The organism is Aquamicrobium terrae, from assembly GCF_040545735.1.
Taxonomy (GTDB): Bacteria; Pseudomonadota; Alphaproteobacteria; order Rhizobiales; family Rhizobiaceae; genus Mesorhizobium; species Mesorhizobium terrae_A.
The window spans coordinates 44,063-64,161 of sequence record NZ_JBEPML010000002.1 but is presented as its reverse complement, the minus strand read 5'-3'; the positions used below and the strand labels follow the sequence as shown (position 1 = coordinate 64,161).

The window sequence follows — 20,099 nt, the reverse complement described above, 5'->3', positions numbered from 1 at the left end:
GAAATGCGGCCTGAGGACGGATTCGATCCTCAGGCCGCCTTGTTTTCCGCCGGGCGATTCGGGCATGCAGGGATACGCTGCCTCACGCACCGTCACCCTGCTTCGCGGCTGTCTCCCGTAACGTAAGAATTGACGTAAACGGAAGATTTGGACCCATTGTTGCCGGAATGTAACAATCGGGCGAATCCGGGTCGAAAATAGGGCATTTTTCCTTTCGGACGGGTGGATTTATCCGGAATTTAAGATTGTCGAGGCCAAAATTGGCCAGTTTCGGCCATTCTCGAAGATGACGCCAAGTCTGTTCGTGACCCTGCCGAAAAACCGTACTTGTACGCCATGAACACCGATGTTGCATCGCCACTTCGAATTGGTTCTAGCTAGCAACCACGAATTTTCGGGGAGAGGAATTCATGAATAAAAAGGGTTTGGCGGCGCTTGCGGCAGCAACCGCGCTTTCTCTTCTTGGTGTGGCAGCGGCGCAGGCCGGCGGCTTCTCGCGCGGCACAGCGGACACGGACATCCTGTTCGAGCAGGGCAACTTCAACGTGCGCACCAGCATCACCGTAGTGAGCCCGGAGCGCAAGATTGTCAGCGGCCCGTCGAATGTCGACCATGACTATGCCGACACCTATGTGATGCCGTCGCTGGCTGCCAAGTTCCGCATCTCGGACAATCTGTCCTGTGCAGGCACCATCGCGAACGCATTTGGAGCGGCTTCGTCTTATGACACGCCGCGCAGTCCGGCGCCGGGAGTTCCATTTGGAAAGCTCGAGGAAAGCTTCACAGTTATGGAATATGCTGCGACCTGCGCGGTCGGCTTCGATCTGAATAGGGGCCGGTTGTCGTTATTGGGTGGAGCTTTCGTCGAGGATTTTGACTATGATCTGTCAGTACGGCACCCAGCATATGGGGGCAACACGGGTTCAGTCGATCTTTCAGGAACTGCTTGGGGATGGCGTGCCGGGCTTGCATACGAAATCCCGGATATTGCGCTGAGGGGGCAACTTCTCTATCGCTCAGGAACCAAGATCGAGGCCAGCGGTTCTACCTTGGGAGGACTCGCAGGGCCGGGTAGTGCCGAAGGCGAAGGGAAGCTGCCGCAGAGCGTAGAAGCCAAATTCCAGACGGGCATCGCCCCGGGTTGGCTAGCTTATGGCTCGGTGAAATGGACTGACTGGTCTGTCAATAAGACCCTGACGCTCAACACCAATATCGGGTTTAATAGTCTCAACCAGTATTACTGGCGTGATGGCTGGACCGTTGTCGCCGGTATCGGCCATTCATTTACCGATAATATTTCCGGTACGGCCTTCGTGATGTGGGACCGCGGTGTCTCGACTGGATGGGATTTGTATGGGGATGTTGTAACTGTCGGCACCGGCCTCATCATGAAGGACAAGTTTGGCGGTGAACTCCGGCTCGGCGGCGGTATCTCTCACGTCAGTTCTGTCAAGGAGAGCCAATACGGGGACGGTAGCTCTAATTTCAATTATGAAGTTGGCAATGGCTGGTCGTTCTCCGGCCTCGCTGGCTACAGCATGAAGTGGTAATTGCACCGCAACTTCAAAGGAAGCCCGGCAATCGCCGGGCTTTTCTTTTATCTTCAATCGCTTAGGCGCTTTTCCGGAATCTGTTTCATAACCCCGGCATACCCCCGCCCTTCACCAAGGATTAGGGACGTGTCGAGTTTGTGGTGAATCTGCAACAGTCGTTCAACTTCCCCTGTGCTAGGCCTGCCGCAGCGAGAACCGCCTACTTCCCGCCATAAACCCGGAGCACTTCATTAGGGCCCCGGCAAAAGCGGCAAGACATAAGAACGGGGTCCGCTGGAATATCGGCTGCGCCTTGTCGTCATGTGCGATCGAAGAGTGTGTGCCGGCGGTGTGGCAGGCGCAAGGAAGAGTATGGAAGTCCCGGCTATTTCCCGCTCAGGTTCTATGGTGCTCCCCACAAGGGAGAGGACTGTTCGTGCGCGCCCGTTCTCGGCGCAAGGCGCGGCCGGCTCCTCGGGAAATATGGCGCGGCTGCTGCGCTCCTGTCTCGTCTGGGCGGTGATGGCCTGTGCGGCCTTGTCGGCGACGGACCGCGCCCTTGCCTTCGACGACAATGTCTTTGACGACAAGACCGGCGTGAAGCCGAAATCCAACCCCTTCGCTGTGTTCCGCTTCGGCTTTTCCGCTTATCAGAGCGGACACAAGGAGCAGGCCGTCGAAGCCTATCGCTATGCGGCCGAGAACGGCCAGATCGGCGCCACCTGGAAACTGGCGCGCATGTATGCCGAGGGCGACGGCGTCGCCCGCAACGACTACGAGGCCTACAAGTTCTTCAGCGAGATCGCGGCGCAGGATGTCGAACCGGGCTCTCCGGAAGAGAGCTACGTGTCCGATGCGCTGGTGGCGCTGGGCGATTATCTGAAGACGGGCATACCCGGCACGCCCGTGCAGCCCGATCCGGTGGCCGCGCAGGAATATTTCATGCGGGCCGCCGCCAACTACCGCAATCCGAACGCCCAGTATGAAATGGGCAAGATGTTCCTGACCGGCGAGGGCGGCATGAAGGCCAGTGCCAAGCAGGCCGGCCGTTGGCTGCAACTCGCAGCGGAAAAGGGCCATGCCGGCGCGCAGGCGACGCTCGGCAACCTTTTGTTCCACAGCGGCAAGGTGGTGCGTGGCCTTGCCATGATGACCGCCGCGCTGGAACGTGCGCAGCCGTCCGACCAGGGCTGGATACGCGGCATGCAGGAAGAAGCCTTCGCGCTGGCGGCCGAGGCTGACCGCCGCACCGCCATAGCGCTGGCCGACGACATGCTGGCCAAGGGCATCAACCAGTAGCTTTCTGCTCTATGCTGCCGTCAGTCCTGCCGGGTTGAAATCCAGCCGGCAAGCCGCGTTGACGCGGGTTACGCCGCCTCAAGCTCCAGTTCGACCGCAACCGGCACGTGATCGGACGGCTTTTCCCACGACCGCACGTGCTTCTCGATCGAGGCCGAGCCCAGCCTGTCGGCGGCTTCGGGCGACAGCAGCAAATGGTCGATGCGGATGCCGTTGTTCTTCTGCCAGGCGCCGCCCTGATAATCCCAGAACGTATAGACGTCCGCCTTGTCGGTGACGGCGCGGACCGCCTCGGTGAAGCTGAGGTTCTTCAGCCGCCGGAAAGCCTGCCGGGTCTGCGGCTGGAACAGGGCGTCGTTCACCCAGGCCCGCGGGTTCTTTGCGTCGATGGGCTCTGGAATCACGTTGTAGTCGCCGGCCAGCACCAGCGCCTCCTCAAGCGCCAGTCGCTCGCGCGCCCAGGCTTCCAGACGGTCCATCCATGAAAGCTTGTAGGGAAACTTCGCCGGATCATCGATCGGGTTGCCGTTGGGCAGGTAAAGCGAGACGACGCGCAGCGCCCCCTTCGGCGTCGAGAACACGCCTTCGATGAAGCGGGCCTGCTCGTCCGCATCGTCGCCCGGCAGGCCGCGATTGACCTCGTCGAACGGCAGCCTGGAAAGCAGCGCCACGCCGTTGAAGCCTTTCTGGCCATGGGTTTCGACGTTATAGCCGAGCGCCTCGATCTCGGCCTTGGGGAACTGGTCGTCGACGGTCTTGATCTCCTGAAGGCACACGATGGCCGGCGCGCTTTCCCGCAGCCAATGGGTGAGATTGCCGATGCGGGCGCGCACGCCGTTGATGTTCCAGGTGGCGATCTTCATGAAATTCTCGCGATTATTTCAAACAGTTCTTGATGGTCTCTTTGCCGGATCGTTGCGATCCTGCACCATCGCGGCAGTCTATGGAACCCGCTTCCGGACTGTTGCGCAAAGGGAGGACAACATGTCAACAGCATCGACGCATCCCGTCGACGAGATGCTGCCGGCGCCGCGCCTGTTCACGCTCGGTCTCCAGCATGTGCTCGTCATGTATGCCGGCGCCATCGCGGTGCCCCTGATCGTGGGCAGGGCGCTGCAACTGGAGCCTGCGGACGTCGCATTCCTGATCTCGGCCGACCTCTTCGTCTGCGGTATCGTCTCGATCCTGCAATCGTTCGGCGCCACGCCGTGGTTCGGCATCAAGCTGCCGGTCATGATGGGCGTGACCTTCGCCGCCGTCGGCCCGATGGTTTCCATGGCGGTCGCCAATCCGGGCCAGGAGGGCGCGCGCATGATCTTCGGCGCCATCATCGGCGCGGGCATCATAACAATCCTCATCGCACCGTTCGTCAGCCGCATGCTGCGGCTGTTCCCGCCGGTGGTCACGGGCACCATCATCCTCGTCATTGGCGTGTCGATCATGAAGATCGGCATCAACTGGATCTTCGGCATGCCGGTGGGGCCGACCGCTCCGAAGCTCGTCAATCCCGAGCATGCCGCATGGCTGAAGGCTGTCGCCGATGCGGCCGGCGCGGAGGGCGGGGCCGTCCCGGCCGTTCCCGCGGGGCTGGCGCTTGCCCCTACCGTGCCGAACGCGGCCTACGCCCCGGTGTCCAACATCGTCCTGTCGCTGGTGGTGCTTGCCATCGTCGTCAGCGTGGCGCGGTTCGGCAAGGGCTTCCTGTCCAATGTGGCGGTGCTGATCGGCATCATCGCCGGCGGCATCATCGCCGGCCTGCTCGGCATGATGCATTTCGAGAAGGTGGCCAACGCCGCCTGGTTCGCGCCCATCATGCCCTTCCATTTCGGCATGCCGATCTTCGACCCGGTTCTCATCCTCACCATGGTGCTGGTGATGATCGTGGTGCTGATCGAATCCACGGGCATGTTCCTGGCCCTGGGCGAAATGACAGGCAAGAAGATCACGCCCGAATCGCTGTCCGCGGGGCTGCGCATGGACGGCCTCGGCACCGTGCTGGGCGGCGTCTTCAACACCTTCCCCTATACCAGCTTCTCGCAGAATGTCGGGCTGGTGGGCGTCACCGGCATTCGCAGCCGTTTCGTCTGCGTCGCCGGCGGCGTCATCATGGTGGTGCTGGGGCTGATCCCGAAAATGGGCGCGCTGGTGGAAGCCGTGCCGACCGTCGTGCTTGGCGGCGCCGGCATCGTCATGTTCGGTATGGTTGCGGCCACCGGCATCCGCATCCTGTCTGCCGTCGACTTCAAGGGCAACCGCAACAACCTGTTCATCGTGGCGATTGCGCTCGGCTTCGGCATGATCCCGGTGGTGGCGCCCGATTTCCACATCTGGCTGCCCAAGGCTATCGGCCCGCTGGTCGATTCCGGCATCCTGCTGGCGTCGATTGCCGCCGTGCTGCTCAATCTGGTCTTCAATGGCGCCACCGGGGATGCGCACGGCCTGCGCGAGGCGGCGATGTCGTCCGAGGCTTAGCTGTCGTCGATCAAGCAATGATGGAGAGGCCGCCGCAGGGCGGCCTTTTCAATCCTGCCGGCGTTCGATGAGGCCGATCGTGTTGCCGGCCGGGTCCTTGAGGAAGGCCATCCATTCCTTGTCGCCGGCAGGGCCGAACAGGCCGTCCTTGTCGTGGAAGGAGAGGGCAGGCGCTGCGGTGAAGGGAACGCCCGCCGCATCGGCCTTTTCGTGGAAGTCCAGCAATCCGTCGATGTCGAGATAGACGGTGCCCGGCGGCACCCCGTCCATGAACAGCAGCCGTACCCCGCCGGCCAGGATGAAGGCTATTCCGGGCGGGTCGAAGCGGGCGTGGGGCTGAAAGCCCAGCACGTCGTGCCAATAGGCGAGGGTAGCGTCGAGATCGCGCCCCGCCGACAGCGCGACCTGACGGACCGCGCCGGCGCGTGGCATGGTCAGATCGAGAAGCTGGTGCCGCAGCCGCAGGAAGCCACGGCATTCGGGTTCCTGATCTGGAAGGATTGGCCCATCAGGTCGTCGACGAAGTCGATGATGGAGCCGCCCATATAGACCAGCGAGATGTCGTCGATCAGCACCGTGGCGCCGTCCCTCTCGATGGCGACGTCGCCCTCGTCGGGCCCCTCGACCAGATCGAACTTGTAGGAGAAGCCCGAACAGCCACCGCCTTCGACGGAAACGCGCAGGGCGGTTTTCCCCGGCTCGTCGGAGACGATGCGGGCGATGCGCTTTGCGGCGGCTTCGGTCACTTCGACATTGATGGCGGTTGCGGCGTTCGCGCTCATGGCGTCACCTTGCTTTTGATTTCGCATGATAGGTATGTACGTCACGCCAGCAAGTCAACAATCGGTCGTGGGTATGCGCCCACACCCGACCGCTGGCACGACCACTGGGGAAAGCATGGACGAAGGACAGGCCGGAACCGCCCGGCTCGGCAATATCGGTTTCGGCTACCGGCCGCGCGCGCCCTACGCCACGGACCCGGCCCGCACGCGCGGGCGTCTGTTCCCGGAGCCGGAAAGCCCGACGCGCACGCCGTTCCAGCGCGACCGCGACCGCATCATCCATTCGACCGCCTTCCGCCGCCTCAAGCACAAGACGCAGGTGTTCATCGCCCATGAGGGCGACCACTACCGCACCCGTCTCACCCATTCGATCGAGGTGGCGCAGATCGCCCGCGCGCTGGCGCGCGCGCTGCGGGGTGACGAGGACCTCGCCGAGGCGGTGGCGCTGGTGCACGATTTCGGCCACACGCCGTTCGGCCATACCGGCGAGGATGCGCTGAACGAGAAGATGGCGGCCTGGGGCGGTTTCGACCACAACGCCCAGTCGTTGCGCATCGTCACCCGGCTGGAGCGCCGCTATGCCGAGTTCGACGGCCTCAACCTGAGCTGGGAGACGCTGGAAGGCCTGGTCAAGCACAATGGGCCGCTGGTCGATGCGAAGGGCGAGGCGCTGGCCGGACCGTTGCCGGCCACCATCCGGTCCTACAACGAATTGCACGACCTGGAACTGGACCGCCATGCCGGCATCGAGGCCCAGTGCGCGGCGATTGCCGACGACATCGCCTACAACACCCATGACATAGACGACGGCCTGCGCGCCGGCCTGCTTGAACTCGACATGCTGGAAGACCTTGCACTGCCGGGAAAGATCCTGCGTGCCGTGCGCGAGCGCTATCCCGCGCTCGACGACGTGCGCATCGGTCATGAGCTGATGCGACGCCAGATCACCATGATGGTCGAGGACGTGATTTCGGCCGCCGGCGCGAACCTTGCCCGGCTGCGGCCCGTCAGCGCCGAGGCGGTGCGCGCGGCCGGCGAAACCATCGTCACCTTCACTTCGGAAATGGCCGCCGAGGAGAAGGAGCTGAAGGCGTTCCTCTACAAGCACCTTTACCGGCACCCGGAAGTCATGCGCGTGCGCGCCGAGGCCGAGAGGATCGTCGCCGACCTGTTCGATGCCTATTTTGCCGATCCCCGCGCCATGCCCGAGGGCTGGCGTGAGGGGCTCGACCGTGCGGAAGACCGCATCAAGGCGCGCCATGTGGCCGATTTCCTGGCCGGCATGACCGACACCTATGCACTCAAGGAGCACCGGCGCCTGTTTGACCACACGCCGGATTTGAGCTAGGGCGAAGCCGATTTTGCTGCGGCTGTCGAGCAGGCGCCGTCATCCCGGAAAGTGACCGGAGCGAAGCGCAGGTCAATTGTCCGGGATCCATGCCGGAACGATTGCAGGTTATGGAATGGATCCCGGATAGCCATTCTCGCTCCGCTCGACTTGGCTTGCGGGATGACGTTCATACTGTTGGCAGTCTTGGCCAAACGAGGCCTGTTAGCTCACGAGATTTGGAATGAACATCTTCGCCGACTTCACCGCGCGGATCATCAAAGCCGTAGAAGCGCTTGATCTGAAAGACAAGAACGGGGCCGCGCTCGATCTGTCGCGCATCGCCGTCGAGCCGCCGCGCGATGCCAGCCACGGCGATCTGGCCACCAATGCGGCCATGGTCCTGGCCAAGCCGGCCGGCCAGAATCCGCGCGCGCTGGCAGAACGCCTCGTGGCGGCGCTCTCCCGGGATGCCGATGTCGCCAGCGCCGAAGTGGCGGGGCCGGGCTTCGTCAACCTGCGCCTTACCGACGGTTTCTGGCAGCACCACCTGACCGGTATCCTCGCGCAGGCGGCCGACTACGGCCGCTCGAAATTCGGCGGCGGGCGCAAGGTGAACGTCGAATATGTCTCGGCCAACCCGACGGGGCCGATGCATGTCGGCCACTGTCGCGGTGCGGTGGTGGGCGATGCGCTGGCCAACCTCATGGACTTCGCCGGCTATGAGGTGACCAAGGAATATTACATCAACGACGCCGGCGCGCAGGTCGACGTGCTCGCCCGCTCAGCCTTCCTGCGCTACCGCGAGGCGCTGGGCGAGACGATCGGCGAAATCCCGCCCGGTCTCTATCCGGGCGATTACCTCATGCCCGTCGGGCAGGACCTGGCCAAGGAGTTCGGCGGCAAGCTGCTGGAAATGCCCGAGGTGGAGGCCCTGGCACTGGTCAAGGACCGCACCATTGGCGCGATGATGGTGATGATCCGCGACGACCTCGCGCTGCTCAACGTCCATCACGAGGTGTTCTTTTCCGAGCGTACCCTGCATGCCGGCAATGGCGGCGCGATCCAGACCGCCATCAACGACCTGACCTTCAAGGGCTTCGTCTACAAGGGCAAGCTGCCGCCGCCGAAGGGCGAGAAGAGCGAGGATTGGGAGGACCGCGAGCAGACGCTGTTCCGTTCCACCGATGTCGGCGACGACATGGACCGGCCGCTGGTCAAGTCGGATGGTTCCTACACCTATTTCGCCGGCGACGTGGCCTACATGAAGGACAAATATGGGCGCGGCTTCGACGAGCTGGTCTTCGTGCTCGGCACCGACCACGGCGGCTATGTGAAGCGGCTGGAAGCGCTGGCGAAGGCCATTTCCGGCGGTGACCTGAAGCTGACGGTGCTGTTGTGCAACCTCGTCAAGCTGTTCCGCGACGGCGAGCCGGTGCGCATGTCGAAGCGTTCCGGCGATTTCGTGACCCTGCGGGAGGTCGTCGAGGAGGTGGGGCGCGACCCGATCCGCTTCATGATGCTTTACCGCAAGAACAGCGAGCCGCTCGACTTCGACTTCGCCAAGGTGACCGAGCAGTCGAAGGACAACCCGGTGTTTTACGTGCAGTATGCCTCGGCGCGCTGCCATTCCGTGTTGCGGCAGGCGCGCGAGCAGATGGGCATCGCCGAACCAGGCCGCGAGACGCTGTCGGCTGCCGTTTCGGGCCTGTCGGATGAGGGCGAGATCGGGCTGATCCGCAAGCTCGCGGAATATCCCAGGCTGATCGAGCAGGCGGCGTCCTCGCAGGAGCCGCATCGGCTGGCATTCTACCTCTATGACCTGGCAAGTTCCTTCCACGCACACTGGAATCGTGGCACCGATAACCCCGACTTACGTTTTGTTAAGGTTAACGATCCACAATTGACGCTTGCCAGACTAGGGCTGGTGCAGGCCGTTGCTGACGTTCTTCAGTCCGGTCTGACGCTTGTCGGTGCCGATGCACCGAAAGAGATGCGTTAGACTACAGCGGAATACCTGTCACCATTTGCCCACATTGCGCTGGTAGGGGCCAACCTACGCGACGTCGATGGCGTCCGATTGTGCGAGTTCGGGAACGACGATGGCAGACAGAACCCAGCTGAGGATAGCAGACCGCGACGATATCGCGGAAGACGATCCGTTCGCGGAACTGACCCGGATCATGGGTTTCGATCCGCGCGTTCCGGTCAAGCCGCAAGACGAGGCCCGTTCGCAACCTGCGGCCGAGGACGATTTCGCCATCGACCTCGAGAAGGAACTGATGGGCGAGTTCGGCGAGGAGCCGCAGCCCGCGCCGGCACCCGAAGCCGCCTATCCGCAAGCTGAAGAGTCCGTCGCGGAGCCCTATGCCGGCGAGGAGCGGGCCGCCCAGCCTGCCGAGGATTTCTTCTTCGACGAATCCGCCTTCGACCAGTCCGCCGATGCCGCGCCGCCGGCGTCTGCCGGGGCCGCTCCCGAAGAGCATCCCGACTTTGCTGATTTCGAGAAGATGTTGGCATCGGACCTGCCGGATGCCCCGCAGTCCGACGAGCAGGAACTCGGCGAGATCGAAGCTTCGTTCGCCTCCGAATTTGAGGAGGATGCACCCCGGGAGACCGCCTCCGCGGAAGAGTTTCCGGCGTTCGACGATTCCGATTTCGTTTTCGACGAGCCGGAAGCCGCAATCCCTGCCCCGCAGGAGCCGGTCGCGAGCGAGCCTCACGAAGAGGGCGACGATTTCGAGCGCGCTCTGGCCGCCGCCGTTTTCGACGAGCAGCCCACCCAGGCCGGCCATGCCGAGGAACAGGACTACGGCGCGGAACAGGCTTACAGCCAGGACAGCTACGAATATTCCGAGCCGGAACCCGCGCCTGAAGCGCCCGCCGCGTCGCTCGAAGACGAGTTGAATGCGCTGCTCAACAGGATGTCGGCGCGCCCGGAGCCGGCCTACGAGCCCGATTTCCAACTGGAAAAGCCCCTCGACGTTCATGTCGAGCCGGCCGCCGCACCGGTGTACGAGGCTTCGGTCCAGCCGCAGGAATCCGTGTCCAATCCGGACGACTTCGACCTCGATATCGATCTTGCAGCCTTCGACGCCGCCTCCCATGCGGACGACGCGCGAGAGCAGTATGCCGATGAGACCTCGGCCGATCCGGTCGAGGCGTTGAAGCCGTTCATTCCGACCGCCGCCGCGGTCGCCGCAGCCGCTGCCCAGGCGCATAACTGGAGCCGCGGCACGCCCTTCATCCGCCCGCAGCCGGATCCCGTCCAGCCGCAGGCGAGCTTTGCCCAGCCTGTCCAGCAGACCGGCGCCACCGCCTACCACTACGAGGCGGAGCCCGCTGCCGGCAGCTATGAGGTGGAGCAGGATTATCGCACCACCGATCAGGTCGGGGCAGAAACGCCCGCGGCTTATTCGGAACTGTCCGAGGTGGCGGCAGCGCCTGCCCGTCCGCCGGTTGCCGAAATACCGGAGCTGGAGACGATCGAGATTCCCGAAAAGGCTGTCGCCCTGGCCGACGATCTCGATATTCCGGATGTCCCCTTCGAGGAGGACAAGACGGAAGCGCCGGCGTATGACGACCTCGATGCCGAGTTCTCCAGCCTCCTGAACGAGATGAATGTCGGCGAGCCGACGCCCGCACCGGAGCCGGCGCAGCAGGCCGCTTCTTTCCAGGTGCCCCGCCAGCAGCCGGAGCAGGCTGCCGCCGGTGGTTCGGCGCAGGTCACGGCCGATGCCTATGACCAGGCGTTCGATGACTTCGAGTTCGACGCGGCCGCCAGCCAGTCCTATGCGCCGCAGGCGGCTGCCGATGACGGGTTCGACTACGACCCGGACGCCGGCGAAACCATGTCCGAAGCGGGCGAGACGGAAGAGCAGCGTCCGCGCAATCGCATGCTGCTGGCCGCCGCCGTTGTCGGCGCGGTGGCGCTGATCGGCGGCATCGGAGCCTTTGCCCTGTCCTTCGGCGGTGGCGGTTCCGGCGATGCGCCGGTGCTGGTCAAGGCTGATGACGCGCCGATCAAGGTCAAGCCGGAAAACCCCGGCGGCACCGTCATCCCCAATCAGGACAACAAGGTCTATGACATGGTGGCCAAGGGCGGCAGACCTGCGGCCCCTACCCAGGAAAAGCTGGTTTCCGATGCCGAGCAGCCGATCGACGTGACCTCCACGGCTCCCGAAGCCCGCGTCGTGGGCGGGTTGCCGGTGGATGAAGCCGCGCAGCCGGCCGGCAAGTCCGAGGATCGTGTCGCGCCGGCTCTCGTCGAGAACGATGCGGCCGCGGACGAGGTGCCGGCGGTGGCGCCGCGCAAGGTGCGCACCATGGTCGTCAGGCCGGATGGAACGCTCGTCCCGCGCGAGGATCCCGCGCCCGCCCAGCAGATCGCGGCAACGGAGCCGACCGATCCTGCCCCGCAGGCGGTCAGCGCGCCGGGCGCCGAGCAGACCGGGGCCGTGACGCCCGCCGCTCCGCAGCAGTCGGCCAATACGCCTTCGGCAGCGCCCGTCGCGCCCCAGCGTCCGGCCGAGCAACCCGTCGATATCGTTGGCGAGGTCAAGCCCGGACAGGTTGCCGCGCTCGATCCGAATGCGGCGGCAGCGGGAACCTGGGCCATGCAGATCGCCTCGCAGCCGAGCGTCGAGGCGGCGCAGTCCACCTATCAGGACCTCGCCCGCCGCTACGCAAGCGTGCTGGAGGGCCGCAGCGTCAACATCGTCAAGGCCGAGGTGGCCGGCAAGGGCACCTTCTACCGGGTTCGCGTTGCTGCGGACTCGCGCGCCGAGGCGATCAGCCTGTGCGAGAAGTACAAGGCTGCCGGCGGCGCCTGCTTCGTCTCGAAGTAACGGACGCCGGGGATATCCAGTCGAACCGGGCCGGTGCGGAAACGCGCCGGCTCTTTTGCATTCCGAAGGGGCGATTCCCTTTCCCGCCCGAACCCTCTAAATTCAGCGTATGACCGAATCAAAGACGCTCATCCTCGGCTGTGCCGGCCATTCGCTCACCCGCGAGGAAATCCGCTTCTATCGGGGTGAAAGCCCGTGGGGGTTCATCCTCTTTGCCCGCAACATCAGCGAGCCGGAGCAGATCCGCGATCTCGTCGCTTCCATGCGCGATTGTGTCGGGCGCGAGGATGCGCCGGTGTTCATCGATCAGGAGGGCGGCCGGGTACAGCGCCTGCGGCCGCCGCTGGCGCCGAACTACCCGCCGGCAGTCGCCGTCGGCGAAATCCACAGGCGCGATCGCGAGGCCGGCCTGCGCGCCGCCTGGCTGCATGCGCGCATGCATGCCTTCGACCTTGCCCGCTACGGCATCACCGCCGACTGCCTGCCGGTCCTCGACGTGCCGGTGGAGGGCGCCAACGACGTCATAGGCCAGCGCGCCTATGGCCGCGACCCCGATGCGGTGGCCGCCCTTGGCCGGGCCTCGGCCGAAGGCTTGATGGAAGGCGGCGCGCTGCCGGTGATGAAGCATATTCCCGGCCATGGCCGCGCCTCGGCCGACACGCATTTCGAGCTGCCGACCGTGCATGACTCGCTGGACGAGCTGCGCCGACACGATTTCGCCCCGTTCAGAGCGTTGAACGACCTGCCGGCGGCGATGACCGCGCATGTGGTGTTCAGCGCCATCGATCCGAAGGGCCCGGCCACCACTTCGGGCAAGGTGGTGGAGGAAGTGATACGCGGGGAAATCGGCTTCGACGGGCTGCTGATCAGCGATGACATCTCCATGAAGGCACTTTCTGGGGATTTCGGCGCCAAGGCGGCGGCAATCCTTGCGGCTGGCGTCGATATCGTTCTTCACTGCAACGGCGTCATGGAGGAAATGGCGGCCGCCGCGTCGAAGGCGAAGGCCCTGGAAGGCCGGGCGCGGAAGCGTGCCGAACGGGCGCTGGCCGTGATCGGCGTGCCAAACGAGGGTGCCGAAGAAGAGCTTAGAGCGGAATTTGCGGAGTATTTTGCGGCGGTGGCCTGATCCCGCCGGCAAGGGCGGCAGGGCCGTCAGGAGCAAGGAAACGTGGCGCAGACGGCAGCAGGGGAGCAGAAGGCACCGAGGCTCACGCCGATGGAACGGCTGTGGGCCGACGATGACCGGCGCAGCGACGATCCCGCACTGGTTGTCGATGTCGACGGCTTCGAAGGACCGCTCGACCTGCTCCTGCATCTGGCCCGCAACCAGAAGGTCGACCTCGCCCGTATCTCGGTGCTGGCGCTGGCCGAGCAATATCTGGTTTTCATCGATCGGGTGCGCGCCCTGCGGCTTGAACTGGCTGCCGACTATCTGGTCATGGCGGCGTGGCTCGCCTTCCTCAAGTCCAAGCTGCTGATCCCCAAGCAGCCGGGCGAGGAAGGTCAGAGCGGCGAGGAACTGGCGGCGGTGCTGCAATTCCGCCTGCGCCGCCTCGAAGCCATGCGCGATGCGGCCACCCGGCTGGTCAACCGCAACCGCCTCGGCCGCGACGTCTTCGCACGCGGCATGTCTGAAATCGTCATCGTCGAAAAGCGCAACCAGTATTCGGCGACGCTCTACGATCTGTTGAGCGCCTATGCGTCGCAGCGCCAGCGGCAGGCCACCACCAATGTGCAGATTGCCAGGCGGGGCGTCTGGTCGCTCAAGCAGGCCCGCGAGATCCTGACGCGCATGATCGGCGAACTGGACGACTGGACCGCCCTCGACGGCTTCCTGATCCGCTATCTGGCCACGCCCGAGGACAAGCGCACCGCCATCGCCAGTTCCTTCGCCGCGTCGCTGGAACTGGTCCGCGAGGGGGCGGTCGAGATGCGCCAGCAGGAGCCCTTCGCGCCGCTCTACCTTCGCGGGCGAGGGCCTCGCGCGGCCGGGGAGGCGTCGTGATGAGCGAGGGCGGCAACGCATCCGTCATCCCGTTCCCCAACGAGGAAGACGGCGACGATCCGCGCGCCCGGCTCGTGCGCACCAATGCGCATGAGGTGGCGCGCATGGCCGAGGCGATCGTCTTCGCAAGTGCCGGGCCGGTCAGCGAAAAGCAGCTTGCGGCTCGCCTGCCGGATGGCGTCGACGTGACGGCGACCATGCTTGAACTGCAGCGCATCTATGCGGTGCGGGGCGTCAATCTGGTGCGGGTCGGCGAGGGGTGGGCATTCCGCACCGCCGGTGATCTCGCCTTCCTGATGAGCCGGGATACGGTGCAGCAGAAGAAGCTGTCGCGCGCCGCGCTGGAGGTGCTGGCCATCATCGCCTACCATCAGCCGGTGACCCGGGCCGAGATCGAGGAAATCCGCGGCGTGGAGACCTCGAAAGGCACGCTCGACACCTTGCTCGAAACCGAATGGGTGCGCATGCGCGGCCGCCGCAAGACGCCCGGCCGCCCGGTTACCTATGGCACCACCGACGCCTTCCTCGATCATTTTTCGCTGGAGGAACTGCGCGACCTGCCGGGCATCGAGGAACTGAAGGGGGCGGGCCTTTTGTCCAGCCGCATGCCGGCCAATTTCGCCATTCCGCTGCCTCCCGTCGATTCGGACGCGCTGACCGAGGACGAGGACCCGCTGACCGATCTCGATCTGGAGGATCTGGGCCTGCTCACCCCAAAGGTGACTGAAGACTGAGCGTCTGATCCGGGGTGCGCGCATTTGCGCGGGCGTGCTGCTCGAAACCGCGTGACATTCTCAAATCATTCGTGAAGATTGTGCCAGTTGCGTTTGAAACTGGGCGCGAAAGCGCATAGATCAGTTTCTGGAACACTTACGAGAGAGAGTGCAATGGGTTCGTTTTCGATTTGGCACTGGCTGATCGTGCTGGTGATCGTGCTGCTGGTATTCGGCCGCGGCAAGATCCCGGAACTGATGGGCGACATGGCCAAGGGCATCAAGAGCTTCAAGAAGGGCATGGCCGACGACGATGACGATACGCGCACTGTCGAGCACCGTGCCGACGAAACGGTTTCGCCTTCCAAGGAAAAGGCCGGCAAGAGCTGATTCCGTTTCCGCCTTTCGGGTTGAGTAGTCATGCTTGATGTCGGCTGGTCCGAAATGCTGGTGATCGCGGTCGTGCTGATCGTGGTCGTCGGACCCAAGGATTTGCCTCAGATGCTGCGCACTTTCGGCCGGATGACGGCCAAGATGCGCGGCATGGCAAATGATTTCCAGAAGCAGGTCAACGAGGCGCTGAAGGAAGCGGAACTCGAGGACGTGAAGAAGTCCGTCGATTCGCTGCGCAGCCTCAATCCGGCGGCGGAAATCCGCAAGCAGCTCAATCCCTTCGAGAAGGCCGCGGCCGATGTGAAGGCCAGTCTCGACGACGCCGGCAAGCCGAAGGCGACGCCGGTTCCCGAGACCAAGCCGTCCGAAGCCGATGCGCCGTTTCCGGCCATGACCGATGCTTCCGTGCCGCCCGCGCAGGCGGCCGGTGACAAGGCGCCGCCCGCCAGGGCAGGGGCGGCGAAGCCGGCGGCCCCGGGCACCGCGAAAGTCGCCAAGGCGGCTGCCGTGGAGGCCAGCGCTCCGAAGGCCACGACGAACGGGTCCGGTCGCAAGGCCGCCGCCAGCCGCAAGGCGCCGGCGAAGCCCGCGCCGGCCAAGGCGGCGGAAGCCAAGCCTGCCGGGAAGAAACCCGCCGCCAAGCCGAGCGCCGTCAGGACCGCAAGCAAGACGACGAGGACGCCCAAGTGAGCGCCAGCGAAAAGGATGAGATCGACCAGTCGTCGGCGCCTCTCATCGAGCATCTCATGGAACTGCGGACTCGGCTGATGTGGTCGATCGGCGGGTTCTTCGTGGCCTTCCTGTTCTGCTTCTTCTTCGCCAAGGCGCTGTTCAACCTGCTGGTCATTCCCTTCAAATGGGCGACGAGCTGGGCCGGCCTCGATCCGACCAAGGTCGAGCTGATCTACACGGCGCCCCAGGAATTCTTCTTCACGCAGATCAAGCTCGCCATGTTCGGCGGCATGGTCATCGCCTTTCCGCTGATCGCGACGCAAATCTACAAGTTCATCGCGCCAGGCCTCTATCGCAACGAGCGCGCCGCCTTCCTGCCGTTCCTGATCGCCTCGCCGATCCTGTTCCTGATCGGCGCTTCGCTGGTCTATTTCTTCTTCACGCCGATGGTGATGTGGTTCTTCCTCACCATGCAGCAGTCCGGCGGCGAGGGCGAGGTGCAGATTTCGCTGCTGCCGAAGGTCTCCGAATATCTCAGTCTCATCATGACGCTGATCTTCTCCTTCGGCCTGGTGTTCCAGTTGCCGGTGGTCACCAGCCTGATGGCGAGGGTAGGGCTGCTCTCGTCGAAGGCGCTGGAAGACAAGCGCAAATGGGCGATCGTCCTCGCCTTCGTGGTGGCGGCGGTGCTGACCCCGCCCGATCCGCTGAGCCAGATCGGCCTCGCCGTCCCCACCATCATCCTCTACGAGATTTCGATCTGGACCGCGCGCATGATCGAACGCAGCCGCGCCCGGGAGGAGGCCGAGCGCGAGGCGGCCGAGAAGGGGCAGGCGGCACCTGCGGAAGCCCCGCCACCCGACAGCGCCACCTGACGGATTCTCCTCCTTCGGCGGCGCATTCCTGCGACATTAGACTTTAGGTGCATTCAACTTGGCGTGCTTGCGTCGACGGCAGCTATTGTCGTCGGCGCTATTGCGTATAAGAATAACGCCTCGCCGGCGTTTCGTCGGATGCCGGGTACCAAGGTTAAAAACCCAGGGGAGGCTCCATGTCGGATGTATCAATGACGGTCAATGGGAGGCAGGTCAGCGCCTCCGTCGAGGACCGGACACTTCTTGTTCATTTCCTGAGGGAACATCTGGGGCTGACCGGCACACATGTCGGCTGCGACACCTCGCAGTGCGGCGCCTGCGTCGTCCATGTCGACGGCAAGGCGGTGAAGTCCTGCTCCATGCTGGCCGTGCAGGCGTCCGGCTCGGAAGTGATCACCATCGAAGGCCTTGCCGGCATGGGCGATCTGCACCCGGTGCAGGCGGCGTTCCGCGAACACCACGGCCTGCAATGCGGTTTTTGCACGCCCGGCATGATCATGACCGCCGTGGACATGATCCGGCGTCACCCGCAGGGGCTGGACGAAGCGACCGTGCGCGCCGAGCTGGAAGGCAACATCTGCCGCTGCACCGGCTATCACAACATCGTCAAGGCGATCCTGGCCGCGTCCAGGACCATGGCCAAGGCGCCGAAGGGAAGGGCGAAGAAGGCGGCTTGAGGAAAAGCGAACGGGGAAGAGCGAAATAGCGGAATTGTCATTTCCGCATTGGTATCATCCATCGCCTTTCCGCTTCTTCCCGCTTTGCCGGACTTCATTCGCTATCGGCTCATCTGGTTCTGGAGGAGAACGATTATGGGTATCGAAGGCGTCGGCGCGCGTGTGGCGCGCAAGGAGGACAGGCGCTTCATCACCGGCGCAGGCCGCTATGTGGACGACATGGTGGTGCCCGGCATGAAGCACGCGGCGTTCGTGCGCAGTCCGCACGCGCATGCGCAGATCAAGAAGATCGACGTCAAGGCGGCGCAGTCGATGCCGGGCGTCATCGGTGTGCTGACCGGCAGGGAATTGAAGGCCGACGGCATCGGCAATCTCATCTGCGGCTGGATGATCCATTCCAAGGACGGCACGCCGATGAAGATGGGTGCCTGGTCGCCGCTCGCCGTCGACAAGGTGCGCTATGTCGGTGACGCGGTTGTCGTCGTCGTGGCAGACACCAAGGCCCAGGCGCGCGACGCGGCCGAGGCCGTCGAGATCACCTACAAGGAGCTGAAGGCGGTCACGGAGGTGACCGGGGCGATCGCCAGGGGTGCGCCGCAAATCCATCCGGAAGCGGAAGGCAACCTGATCTTCGACTGGGAGATCGGCAACGCCAAGGAGACTGCGGCGGCCTTCAAGCAGGCGGCGCATGTGGTCAAGATGGACGTCGTCAACAACCGCCTGGTGCCGAACGCCATGGAGCCGCGCGCCGCGCTTGGTCATTACGACCGGGCGGAAGACCACTATACCTGCTGGACGACCTCGCAGAACCCGCATGTCGCCCGGCTGGTGATGAGCGCCTTCTACAATATCGCGCCGGAGAACAAGCTGCGCGTCATCGCCCCTGACGTCGGTGGCGGCTTCGGCTCCAAGATCTACATCTACCCGGAAGAGATCGTGTGCCTGTGGGCCTCGAAGAAGACCGGCGTTCCGGTGAAATGGGTGGCGGACCGCACCGAGAGCTTCCTGTGCGATGCGCATGGCCGCGACCATGTCACCCATGCCGAGATGGCTTTCGACAAGGACCACAGGATTCTCGGCTTCAAGGTCGACACCCTGGCCAATCTCGGCGCCTACATGTCGCTGTTCTCGTCGGTCACGCCGACCTATCTCTACGCGACGCTACTCTCCGGCCAGTACGATATCCCGGCGATCCACGGCAATGTGAGGGCCATCTACACCAACACCGCGCCGGTCGATGCCTATCGCGGGGCGGGACGACCCGAAGCGGCTTTCCTGGTCGAGCGCATGATGGAGGTGGCGGCGCGCCAGTTCGGCGTTTCGCCGGCGGAACTGCGGCGCAAGAACTTCGTCACCGCCTTCCCGCACCAGACCCCCGTCATCATGAACTATGACGCTGGCGACTTCGCCACCTCGCTCGACGCGGCCATGAAGGCGGCCGACTATGCCGGCTTCGAGAAGCGCCGCCAGAAGGCGAAGAAGGAAGGCAAGCTGCGCGGCATCGGCTTCTCCTGCTATATCGAGGCCTGCGGCCTCGCGCCGTCGGCGGCGGTCGGCTCGCTCGGCTCCGGCGTGGGCTTGTGGGAATCTGCCGAGGTGCGCGTCAATGCCGTCGGTACGATCGAGGTGCTGACCGGCTCGCACAGTCATGGGCAGGGTCATGAAACGACCTTCGCCCAGCTTGTGGCCGAGCGCCTTTCCGTGCCGCTGGAGTCCATCTCCATCGTCCATGGCGACACCGACAAGGTGCAGATGGGCATGGGCACCTACGGCTCGCGCTCCGGCGCGGTCGGCATGAGCGCCATCGCCAAGGCGCTCGACAAGGTCGAGGCCAAGGCCAAGAAGATCGCCGCGCATCTGATGGAGGCGGACGAAGCCGACATCGTCATCGAGAACGGCACCTTGAAAGTGGCCGGCACAGACAAGAACGTGCCGTGGTTCCAGATGGCGCTGGCGGCCTACACGGCGCACAACCTGCCGGCCGGCATGGAGCCCGGCCTGAAGGAAACGGCGTTCTACGATCCCGCCAACTTCACCTTCCCGGCCGGCTGCTACATCTGCGAGGTCGAGGTCGACCCGGAAACGGGCGTCACCGACATCGTGCAATTCGTGGCGGCGGACGATTTCGGCAACATCATCAATCCGATGATCGTCGAGGGGCAGGTGCATGGCGGCATTGCCCAAGGCATCGGCCAGGCGCTGCTGGAAGGAACCCACTATGACGGCAGCGGCCAGCTGCTGACGGCGAGCTACATGGACTACACCATGCCGCGCGCCGACGACCTGCCGTCGTTCAAGGTCTCGACCTCGAACACGCCGTCGCCGTCCAATCCGCTCGGCATGAAAGGCTGCGGGGAGGCCGGGGCCATCGGCTCGCCGCCGGCCGTCATCAATGCCATCACGGACGCCATCGGAACCGAGGACCTGACCATGCCGGCGACACCGCAGAAGGTGTGGGCGGCGCTTCAGGCCCGGAAGCCCCGGAAGCATTGAGGGAGGCAC

17 protein-coding genes are annotated in these 20,099 nt (G+C 64.3%); 14 read left to right on the top strand and 3 right to left on the bottom strand.

From position 1 onward, the window contains the following. Window positions 1-410: 410 nt before the first annotated feature. Together ABID37_RS02840 and ABID37_RS02835 are read left to right on the top strand one after the other, a co-directional pair. Window positions 411-1,550, top strand: a complete 1,140-nt coding sequence (locus ABID37_RS02840; protein ID WP_354192532.1) for an OmpP1/FadL family transporter — start codon at window positions 411-413, stop codon at window positions 1,548-1,550. Window positions 1,551-2,015: 465 nt separating this feature from the next. Continuing rightward, a complete protein-coding gene (locus ABID37_RS02835; RefSeq protein WP_354192531.1) occupies window positions 2,016-2,831 on the top strand; it encodes a tetratricopeptide repeat protein in 816 nt (271 codons plus the stop codon). Window positions 2,832-2,899: 68 nt separating this feature from the next. On the opposite strand, the gene xth is transcribed toward ABID37_RS02835, so the two are convergent. Continuing rightward, window positions 2,900-3,694 carry an exodeoxyribonuclease III gene (gene xth, locus ABID37_RS02830; RefSeq protein WP_354192530.1) on the bottom strand — a complete coding sequence of 265 codons (795 nt, stop codon included), beginning with the start codon at window positions 3,692-3,694 and terminating at the stop codon, window positions 2,900-2,902. Window positions 3,695-3,815: 121 nt separating this feature from the next. Between xth and ABID37_RS02825 the strand changes: the two genes are divergently transcribed. Beyond that, window positions 3,816-5,303 carry a nucleobase:cation symporter-2 family protein gene (locus ABID37_RS02825; RefSeq protein ID WP_354192529.1) on the top strand — a complete coding sequence of 496 codons (1,488 nt, stop codon included), beginning with the start codon at window positions 3,816-3,818 and terminating at the stop codon, window positions 5,301-5,303. Between the two features lie 48 nt (window positions 5,304-5,351). On the opposite strand, the gene ABID37_RS02820 is transcribed toward ABID37_RS02825, so the two are convergent. Further along, window positions 5,352-5,735 carry a VOC family protein gene (locus ABID37_RS02820; protein ID WP_354192528.1) on the bottom strand — a complete coding sequence of 128 codons (384 nt, stop codon included), beginning with the start codon at window positions 5,733-5,735 and terminating at the stop codon, window positions 5,352-5,354. Window positions 5,736-5,737: 2 nt separating this feature from the next. Beyond that, window positions 5,738-6,085 (bottom strand): iron-sulfur cluster insertion protein ErpA, encoded by a 348-nt coding sequence (erpA, locus tag ABID37_RS02815; RefSeq protein ID WP_354192527.1) that lies wholly within the window; start codon window positions 6,083-6,085, stop codon window positions 5,738-5,740. A gap of 115 nt (window positions 6,086-6,200) precedes the next feature. Here erpA and ABID37_RS02810 point away from each other — a divergent pair, with 115 nt between their 5' ends. The 11 genes from ABID37_RS02810 to ABID37_RS02760 all read left to right on the top strand — a co-directional run bounded on the left by ABID37_RS02810 (window position 6,201) and on the right by ABID37_RS02760 (window position 20,090). Further along, window positions 6,201-7,433: a deoxyguanosinetriphosphate triphosphohydrolase gene (locus ABID37_RS02810; RefSeq protein WP_354192525.1), complete on the top strand. Its 1,233-nt coding sequence runs from the start codon at window positions 6,201-6,203 to the stop codon at window positions 7,431-7,433. A gap of 223 nt (window positions 7,434-7,656) precedes the next feature. Then, the gene (gene argS / locus ABID37_RS02805; protein ID WP_354192524.1) at window positions 7,657-9,414 is read left to right on the top strand and encodes an arginine--tRNA ligase; all 1,758 of its coding nucleotides are present in this window, start codon (window positions 7,657-7,659) and stop codon (window positions 9,412-9,414) included. Window positions 9,415-9,514: 100 nt separating this feature from the next. After that, entirely contained in the window at window positions 9,515-12,259 is a 2,745-nt protein-coding gene (locus tag ABID37_RS02800; protein WP_354192522.1) for an SPOR domain-containing protein, read from the top strand. Between the two features lie 109 nt (window positions 12,260-12,368). Next, window positions 12,369-13,388, top strand: a complete 1,020-nt coding sequence (gene nagZ / locus ABID37_RS02795) for a beta-N-acetylhexosaminidase (RefSeq protein WP_354192520.1) — start codon at window positions 12,369-12,371, stop codon at window positions 13,386-13,388. A gap of 90 nt (window positions 13,389-13,478) precedes the next feature. Continuing rightward, a complete protein-coding gene (locus ABID37_RS02790) occupies window positions 13,479-14,267 on the top strand; it encodes a segregation and condensation protein A (protein ID WP_354193035.1) in 789 nt (262 codons plus the stop codon). After that, complete coding sequence (scpB, locus tag ABID37_RS02785; protein ID WP_354192519.1) at window positions 14,267-15,001, top strand: SMC-Scp complex subunit ScpB; 735 nt, start codon at window positions 14,267-14,269, stop codon at window positions 14,999-15,001. Before ABID37_RS02790 ends, scpB begins: the two co-directional genes overlap by 1 nt. A 153-nt stretch (window positions 15,002-15,154) precedes the next feature. Beyond that, window positions 15,155-15,370: a twin-arginine translocase TatA/TatE family subunit gene (locus tag ABID37_RS02780; protein WP_354192518.1), complete on the top strand. Its 216-nt coding sequence runs from the start codon at window positions 15,155-15,157 to the stop codon at window positions 15,368-15,370. 30 nt (window positions 15,371-15,400) lie between these two features. Further along, window positions 15,401-16,063, top strand: coding sequence for a Sec-independent protein translocase protein TatB (gene tatB, locus ABID37_RS02775; protein ID WP_354192516.1), 663 nt, complete (start codon window positions 15,401-15,403; stop codon window positions 16,061-16,063). Beyond that, a complete protein-coding gene (gene tatC / locus ABID37_RS02770) occupies window positions 16,060-16,920 on the top strand; it encodes a twin-arginine translocase subunit TatC (RefSeq protein WP_354192515.1) in 861 nt (286 codons plus the stop codon). Before tatB ends, tatC begins: the two co-directional genes overlap by 4 nt. Before the next feature lie 176 nt (window positions 16,921-17,096). Then, entirely contained in the window at window positions 17,097-17,597 is a 501-nt protein-coding gene (locus ABID37_RS02765) for a (2Fe-2S)-binding protein (protein ID WP_354192514.1), read from the top strand. A 135-nt stretch (window positions 17,598-17,732) separates the two neighbouring features. Then, complete coding sequence (locus ABID37_RS02760) at window positions 17,733-20,090, top strand: xanthine dehydrogenase family protein molybdopterin-binding subunit (RefSeq protein ID WP_354192513.1); 2,358 nt, start codon at window positions 17,733-17,735, stop codon at window positions 20,088-20,090. Window positions 20,091-20,099: the final 9 nt, after the last annotated feature.

Excerpts from the sequence above, each read along its gene's own strand:
- ABID37_RS02840 (WP_354192532.1), top strand. The coding sequence starts at position 411 with ATGAATAAAAAGGGTTTGGCGGCGCTTGCGGCAGCAACCGCGCTTTCT.
- ABID37_RS02835 (WP_354192531.1), top strand. The coding sequence starts at position 2,016 with ATGGCGCGGCTGCTGCGCTCCTGTCTCGTCTGGGCGGTGATGGCCTGT.
- xth (WP_354192530.1), bottom strand. The coding sequence starts at position 3,694 with ATGAAGATCGCCACCTGGAACATCAACGGCGTGCGCGCCCGCATCGGC.
- ABID37_RS02825 (WP_354192529.1), top strand. The coding sequence starts at position 3,816 with ATGTCAACAGCATCGACGCATCCCGTCGACGAGATGCTGCCGGCGCCG.
- ABID37_RS02820 (WP_354192528.1), bottom strand. The coding sequence starts at position 5,735 with ATGCCACGCGCCGGCGCGGTCCGTCAGGTCGCGCTGTCGGCGGGGCGC.
- erpA (WP_354192527.1), bottom strand. The coding sequence starts at position 6,085 with ATGAGCGCGAACGCCGCAACCGCCATCAATGTCGAAGTGACCGAAGCC.
- ABID37_RS02810 (WP_354192525.1), top strand. The coding sequence starts at position 6,201 with ATGGACGAAGGACAGGCCGGAACCGCCCGGCTCGGCAATATCGGTTTC.
- argS (WP_354192524.1), top strand. The coding sequence starts at position 7,657 with ATGAACATCTTCGCCGACTTCACCGCGCGGATCATCAAAGCCGTAGAA.
- ABID37_RS02800 (WP_354192522.1), top strand. The coding sequence starts at position 9,515 with ATGGCAGACAGAACCCAGCTGAGGATAGCAGACCGCGACGATATCGCG.
- nagZ (WP_354192520.1), top strand. The coding sequence starts at position 12,369 with ATGACCGAATCAAAGACGCTCATCCTCGGCTGTGCCGGCCATTCGCTC.
- ABID37_RS02790 (WP_354193035.1), top strand. The coding sequence starts at position 13,479 with ATGGAACGGCTGTGGGCCGACGATGACCGGCGCAGCGACGATCCCGCA.
- scpB (WP_354192519.1), top strand. The coding sequence starts at position 14,267 with ATGAGCGAGGGCGGCAACGCATCCGTCATCCCGTTCCCCAACGAGGAA.
- ABID37_RS02780 (WP_354192518.1), top strand. The coding sequence starts at position 15,155 with ATGGGTTCGTTTTCGATTTGGCACTGGCTGATCGTGCTGGTGATCGTG.
- tatB (WP_354192516.1), top strand. The coding sequence starts at position 15,401 with ATGCTTGATGTCGGCTGGTCCGAAATGCTGGTGATCGCGGTCGTGCTG.
- ABID37_RS02765 (WP_354192514.1), top strand. The coding sequence starts at position 17,097 with ATGTCGGATGTATCAATGACGGTCAATGGGAGGCAGGTCAGCGCCTCC.
- ABID37_RS02760 (WP_354192513.1), top strand. The coding sequence starts at position 17,733 with ATGGGTATCGAAGGCGTCGGCGCGCGTGTGGCGCGCAAGGAGGACAGG.